Source organism: Frankia sp. AgKG'84/4 (genome assembly GCF_023242965.2).
Lineage (GTDB): Bacteria > Actinomycetota > Actinomycetes > Frankiales > Frankiaceae > Frankia.
The window spans coordinates 1-6,208 of sequence record NZ_JALKFU020000309.1 but is presented as its reverse complement, the minus strand read 5'-3'; the positions used below and the strand labels follow the sequence as shown (position 1 = coordinate 6,208).

At 72.6% G+C, this 6,208-nt stretch carries 6 protein-coding genes; 4 read left to right on the top strand and 2 right to left on the bottom strand.

The features are described from left to right. The coding region (locus tag MXD58_RS17670; protein WP_250609597.1) for a COG1470 family protein at nucleotides 1-884 on the bottom strand (884 nt) is incomplete at its 3' end. A gap of 317 nt (nucleotides 885-1,201) precedes the next feature. On the opposite strand from MXD58_RS17670, the gene MXD58_RS17665 reads away from it, so the two are divergent. The 4 genes from MXD58_RS17665 (at nucleotide 1,202) to MXD58_RS17650 (ending at nucleotide 4,131) form a co-directional block, all read left to right on the top strand. Beyond that, nucleotides 1,202-2,905, top strand: coding sequence for a phage tail sheath family protein (locus MXD58_RS17665; RefSeq protein WP_248840403.1), 1,704 nt, complete (start codon nucleotides 1,202-1,204; stop codon nucleotides 2,903-2,905). Nucleotides 2,906-2,999: 94 nt separating this feature from the next. Beyond that, complete coding sequence (locus MXD58_RS17660) at nucleotides 3,000-3,443, top strand: contractile injection system inner tube protein (protein WP_248840404.1); 444 nt, start codon at nucleotides 3,000-3,002, stop codon at nucleotides 3,441-3,443. Next, nucleotides 3,443-3,976 (top strand): hypothetical protein, encoded by a 534-nt coding sequence (locus tag MXD58_RS17655; protein WP_248840405.1) that lies wholly within the window; start codon nucleotides 3,443-3,445, stop codon nucleotides 3,974-3,976. The genes MXD58_RS17660 and MXD58_RS17655 overlap by 1 nt, the downstream gene beginning before the upstream one ends. Beyond that, entirely contained in the window at nucleotides 3,973-4,131 is a 159-nt protein-coding gene (locus MXD58_RS17650) for a DUF6760 family protein (RefSeq protein ID WP_248840406.1), read from the top strand. The genes MXD58_RS17655 and MXD58_RS17650 overlap by 4 nt, the downstream gene beginning before the upstream one ends. Before the next feature lie 1,821 nt (nucleotides 4,132-5,952). On the opposite strand, the gene MXD58_RS17645 is transcribed toward MXD58_RS17650, so the two are convergent. After that, a partial coding sequence (locus MXD58_RS17645; protein WP_250609596.1) for a hypothetical protein occupies nucleotides 5,953-6,208 on the bottom strand: 256 nt, incomplete at its 5' end.

Here is a 6,208-nt window from a genome sequence, read left to right as displayed (position 1 = left end):
GTCGGTGCCGGCTCTGGCGCCGCTGCGGCGGGTGCGGCGGCGGCCGATGCCGGTGCGGGCGCCGGCACCGGCTCCGATGGCGGCAGGGGTACGGGTAGCGAGAGGGACTGCGGTGTCGATGGCGTGAAGACGGTCGCCGCCGAGGTGACGGTGGGCTGACCGACCTGCCAGAGCGCGACCAGGGCGATGACCGCCCCGAGCAGCAGCGCCGCGGTCCGCGTCAGCCACGGCGGGAACACCGCCCGCTGCACGTACGTACCCGGCGCGGTGACCGGCTCGCCGCCGGCAGGGCGCACCACCACGCCGTAGGTGTGGGACGTCTTCGGGCCGAACCAGGCCACCCTGGCCGGGGTCACCCGCAGTCGGACATGCGCGGCCCGCCCGGGCGCCACCTGCACGGAGGTCGCCGGGAAGCCGAGCCGGACGTGGTCGTCGCGACCCTCGCCGGCGACGGACGCGGTCAGCGGGGCGTTGCCGAAGTTGTCCACGGCCAGGCCGACCCGGGCACCCCAGCGGCCGCGGACCTTCGCCGGGACGAGCTGCGCGTCGGTGAGCTCGAACGGGGCGACGGTCAGGATGCCTTCCGGCACGGTGACCAGATCCGGATACCGGGTCGGGACGACCCGCACCGCATACGGGTGCAGGCCGGCGAAGGAGTCGGGGGAACGTGGCGGGGCGAACCGCACGGTGACCGTGGCGCTGGCGCCCGGCAGCAGGCGCAGCACCGCCGGACTGACCTCGGACCAGGCGGCCGGGTCGCCCACCACCTCGACCCGGAACTCGTCGACCACGTCGGCGCCGTTGCGGATCCGCAGAAGGACCTGCGCGGACTCGCCGACCTGGACGGAAACGGCCGTCGGTTCGAGGACGGCCCACAGGGACATGGACGCACGGTAGCTGCCCGACCACATCGGCAGAATGCCCTAATGGTCCGTAATGGGGGCACTGAGGCGGGACCGCCCGGACCCGGTGAGGAGCCGTCATCACGGGGACCGGACAATGCCGGCTGCTGCGCGACAGGTGCGGGGATCTCGCCCGGCCTTGCCGGTGCCCCTGTGGGCAGCGGGCCTACCCCCGACTGTGACCCGGTTGATCCTCCCGTCGGCGCGCGCCGGCCATGACACTGCTGACCGGCGTCAGCGGGAGCGGGAGGTCCCTCCCGGCCGGCAGTGGCCCGGCATCCGCATCGAAGAGGAGCTCAATGGCGACGTACCTGTCACCCGGCGTCTACGTCGAGGAGGTGGCCGGGGGCACCCGGCCGATCGAGGGCGTCGGCACCGCCGTCGCCGCCTTCGTCGGCCTGGCTCCGGGCGGGCCGCTGCACACGCCGACCCTGGTCACCAACTGGTCGCAGTACACGGCCGCCTTCGGCGGCTTCAGCGGTGGCTACTACCTGGCGGCCGCCGTCTACGGCTACTTCGAGAACGGCGGCTCGACCTGCTTCGTGGTGCGCGTCGGCGGGTCGCCCGATGACGTCGATGGGCCGGCGGGCACCGGCACCGACGTGGCACGGTCCGGCTCCGCGCGTGGGGGTCACGACCGGACGAACAACGACGCCGCCCCCGCGCGGGCGGGGTCCGCGGAGCCCGCTTCGCTTGTCAGTACGGCCGGCGTGCCGTCCCGGCTTGGCGCGTTCGAGATCGCCGCTCTGGCCGCCGGTACGACCGGCGCCCTCACGGTGGAGGTCGGCGACGCCGAGGGCGACGGAGGGGCCGAACGCTTCCGACTGACGGTGCGCGACGGCGACCAGGTTGTCGAGAGCCACGACGTGACCTCCCGCCGATCTCTGCGCGCCTACGTCGTCACGCACGTGCGGGAGAACTCGCGGCTGATCACCGTCCGCGAGGCCGATCCCGTCGGGCGCCTCGCCCGTCCGGACAACCAGACCGTCACCCTCGACCCGCCAGCACCGGCGGTGCCCACCATCGACGTCCCGACCCCCCTGGCGCCACGCGAGGCACCCGAGAGCGCATCGCGCGCCGACGGGGCGGGCGAGCTCACCGCCGCGCACTACATCGGTGATCCGGCCGACCGCACGGGGTTCGGCGGGCTCGAGGCGGTCGACGAGATCACCATGGTCAGCGTTCCAGACCTGATGAGTGCCTACGAACGTGGTCTGCTGGACGAGGAGGCGGTCCGGGCGGTCCAGACGAAGATGATCAGTCATTGCGAGCTGATGGGCGACCGGGTGGCCATCCTCGACCCGCCGCCGGGCCTCAATGCCCGGGAGGTTCACGTCTGGCGCCAGGAGACGGCCGGCTACGACTCCCGTTACGCCGCCCTGTACTACCCGTGGGTCAAGGTGCTCGACCCGGGCACCGGGCGGGCACGGACGGTCCCGCCGTCCGGGCACATCGCCGGAATCTGGGCCCGCAATGACGCCGAACGCGGCGTCCACAAGGCGCCGGCCAACGAGGTCGTGCGCGGCGCGATCGACCTTGACACCAGGATCACCCGGGGCGAACAGGATCTGCTCAACCCGGTCGGCGTCAACTGCCTGCGCGGATTTCCGGGCCGCGGGCTGCGGGTGTGGGGCGCGCGGACGTTGTCCTCCGACCCGGCCTGGCGCTACGTCAACGTGCGCCGCTATTTCAACTACCTGGAGGAGTCGATCCTCATCGGCACGCAGTGGGTGGTCTTCGAGCCGAACGACCATGCGTTGTGGGCCCGCATCCGCCGCAACATCTCGGCCTTCCTCGTGAACGAGTGGCGCGAGGGGGCGTTGTTCGGAGCCCAGCCGGAACAGGCCTACTACGTCAAGTGCGACGAGGAGACCAATACGCCCGAGTCGATTGATCTGGGGCGAGTGATCTGCGAGATCGGCATCGCTCCGGTCAAACCAGCCGAGTTTGTGGTCTTTCGGATCGCCCAGTTCTCCGGTGGCGCCGGTGAACTGGAGGAATGACGTGGATCGGCTTCCAGTCGGCGTGACCATGCCCGGGCGGCGATGTGCGGGCGACCGGCGCCGCGCCGGGCGCGAGGAAAGGTAAGGACTCGACATGTCCCTGTCCAGTGGCGACTCCATCGCCGCCCACAACTTCGCCCTTCAGATCGATGGCGTCCAAGTGGAGTACCTGTCCGAGGTGAGTGCGCTGTCCCTCGAGCAGGACGTCATCAAGTACGTGCAGAACTCGCCGAAGGGGGTGCCTTCGGTGAAGATGATGCCCGGTATCTCGCAGGGCGGCACCGTCACCGTCACCCGCGGGCAGACGCACAGCACGTCCTTCAGCTCCTGGATCAACGACTCGATGCGCGGCGACATGAGCAGCGCCCGCAAGAACGCCAGCATCGTGTTCATGGACTATGAGAACAAGCCGTTGAAGCGGTACGACCTGCGTAACGCCTGGTGTTGCAAGATCGAGAGTGGTGCGCCGAAGGCCGGTGAGGCCAGCGTGCTGACCGAGCAGGTCACGATCACTTTCGAGGAACTGGTCATCGGCTGATGCGCCGTTCCCTGCCGATCGGCTCGCACCCGCGCGCCGATCCGTCGCCCGAGCACCTCGCCACCACGGCGTCCGATGGCCTCGACGCGCGGGCCGGGCGGGCAGGGACAGCCGGACAGCGTGCGGGAGGCCCCGGGGCAACCGAGATGGCCGGGCCCGAAACGCTGCGGACCGAGTTCGAGTTCGATCTGCCCCGCGGGTACGTCGATGAGAACGGCACGGTGCACCGGCGGGGCTCCATGCGCCTAGCCACTGCCCGTGACGAGCTAGTACCTTTGCGCGATATCAGGGTGCGGGAGAACCCGCCCTACCTGTCCGTCGTCCTGCTCGCGAGGGTCGTGACGCGCCTTGGTGGCCTACCCCTGATCCACGACGGGATCATCGAGAACCTGTTCGCGTCCGACCTCGCCTTCCTGCAAGACCTCTACCAGCGCATCAACGCCGACGGCCACACGCGCGCGGCGGTGGTCTGCCCGTCCTGCGCGACCGACTTCGAGGTGGAGTTCGGCGGGAGCCGCCTGGGGGAATCGTGACGTACGCGGCCGAACACCTGCATGAGCAGGCCGCGTACCTCGCCTTCCACCTGCACTGGCCGCTCCCGGACATCCTCGATCTGGAGCACGCCGACCGTCAGCGCTACCTCGCCGAGACGGCCGCCCTGGTCGCGCGAGCACACGACGGGAGCTGACGTCAGTATGCGTATCAGCTGGTCGCGGCCGGGCCGCACAGCCGGCGAGACCGGCCCCGGGCGCCGCCGAGGCGAGCCGCACATGGGGACCGATCCCCTTGCGGCTGCTCCCGTCACGGACGCGAACACCCGTGCCGCAGGGGTCGGTGGCGGCCAGGCGTGGCGGGACCAGCCTCCGCAGCGCCTGGTGCTGCACGCGCCGAGCGTCACCGTCGCCCGCGCCTTTCACCGAAACCTGGCCACCTCCCGTGATCCGTCAGCTCGGCGGTACCAACAGCCGCTGATCCGCACCCGATCTCTGTCGCTGCTGTACCCGACCCCCGCCGCCGGCCCGCCGGATCCCGGCGGCCGCGACCTTGGCCTCCCACCGACCCCCGACGCCTCGCTGGTCGCCGCCCCCCCGCCCGGCCTCGCGCAGTCCTTGCGCGCCCCGCAGGACCTCGACACCCCCTCGCCTGGACCGCCGCCGCGCTCCCGGCCATCCCCGCCCTCAGCTCCTGGCATCCCGTCCCGTTCCGTCTCGTCACGGCCCGTCGTGTCTTCTGAGATCAGTGCTTCGCGGCCCCGTGTGGCGTCGCGGGCCGGACGGTCCTCAGGCGCGCGGCCGCTCGCCGCGGAGCCATCCAGCGCGCGGGTGGACGCGACGGCGCCATCCCGGGCCGTCGTGGCGCCGCCCGCCCCGGGAGCCACGATCGTCGCCCGGCGACAGGCCGCAGGAGCCCGATCCGACGCGGGCCCGACCTCATCGCCATCGCCGTCCCTGACCCCACCGGCCGTTCGGCCATCGCCGACCCCATCGCCATCGACGACCCCATCGCCGACCCCATCGCCGCCGACGACCCCATCGCCGCCGACGACCCCATCGCCGTCGACGACCCCGCCGCCGTCGTTGGTTCGTCGGTCGTCGCCTGGCACGTCCGGACCCGGTCGTCCAGTCGTGCAGCGTGCTGCACGGCCCCGGCCGGAGGGGCCAGCGGGCGCCGCCGCGGCGCTGGGAGTTCCGCCGGAGCACAGAGACGGCAGGCACGTGGATTCCGCGGCGCTCCCGCGAGCCACGCCAGCCGGATCGTCGTCTTCGACCAGCTCGGCTGAGATGGCCCGCGCCGCGACCCCGCCGCGGGTGGGCCACGTGGAACGGCCAGCGGCCGGCCATCTCGAGCCGACGCGGACGAGCGCCCCGAACCCGACACGGACGGGCATCGGCGAGCATCCGGCGGCGCCATCGCCTATCGACAGTCCGGCCAGCCGGGCCAGCCGGGCCAGCCGGGCCAGCCGGGCCAGGGCAGACCGCCCAGACCCCCCAGACCGCCCGGTCGTCGTAGCCGCGCCGTACTCGGGTCGGCTGACCACCGCCGTCGCCCCGCCGAGCCGATCCGGTGGCAGGGTCGCGGCGACGCTACGCCGCACACCGAAGATCGCTCCAGCCGCGCCGGCGCCCGCGCCGGGCCTGGTCGCCCGGGCAGATGCCGGCTCGATGCCTGAGTCGTCGTCTGTGGTGCGGGTCCAGCGCGCTACAACGCCAGCGGAGAGCGGTCGAGGGGCCGGACCGCGGACGCCGGCCGGTCAGGACTACGCCGACGCGCGGACCGCACCCGCCGGGACGGAGGAACCAGAACCGCCGGCGAAGCAGGCCGCGCCAGCCACCTCGGCCCGGCCGGCACGGCCGCCGACAGGTTCCCAACAGGAGCCGCTACCAGCGGGCAATCAGACTCACGCCGACACCGACGTCGCCACTGGCAGCGGCGTTGTCCGGCCGGTCGAGATCGATCGCGGCTCGCCTGGTGTCGTCGTCCAACGGCACCCGCGCGGAACCAACGAGCCTCAGGTGGGCCCGGCCAGTCGGCGGGCGTTGACCACCGCGGTCGCGGTCTCCGCGCCGGCAGGACCTCCCGCCGGCGACCCCTCAGCCGGCACCAGCTCCGTCCCTGCTCCCTTCGCAGCGATCATCCCCATGACCACGGACGTGGCACCTGAGCGCGTTCGACCGGCTCCTGCCGGGCCGCGGCCGCAGGCGGTGGGCGGGTCGAAGCCGCTGACGGTGAAGCGGCCGGCGGCCGGGCCGGGTGCGCCTGAGGCC

Coding starts and splice junctions, on each gene's coding strand:
- MXD58_RS17665 (WP_248840403.1), top strand. CDS start 1,202: ATGGCGACGTACCTGTCACCCGGCGTCTACGTCGAGGAGGTGGCCGGG.
- MXD58_RS17660 (WP_248840404.1), top strand. CDS start 3,000: ATGTCCCTGTCCAGTGGCGACTCCATCGCCGCCCACAACTTCGCCCTT.
- MXD58_RS17655 (WP_248840405.1), top strand. CDS start 3,443: ATGCGCCGTTCCCTGCCGATCGGCTCGCACCCGCGCGCCGATCCGTCG.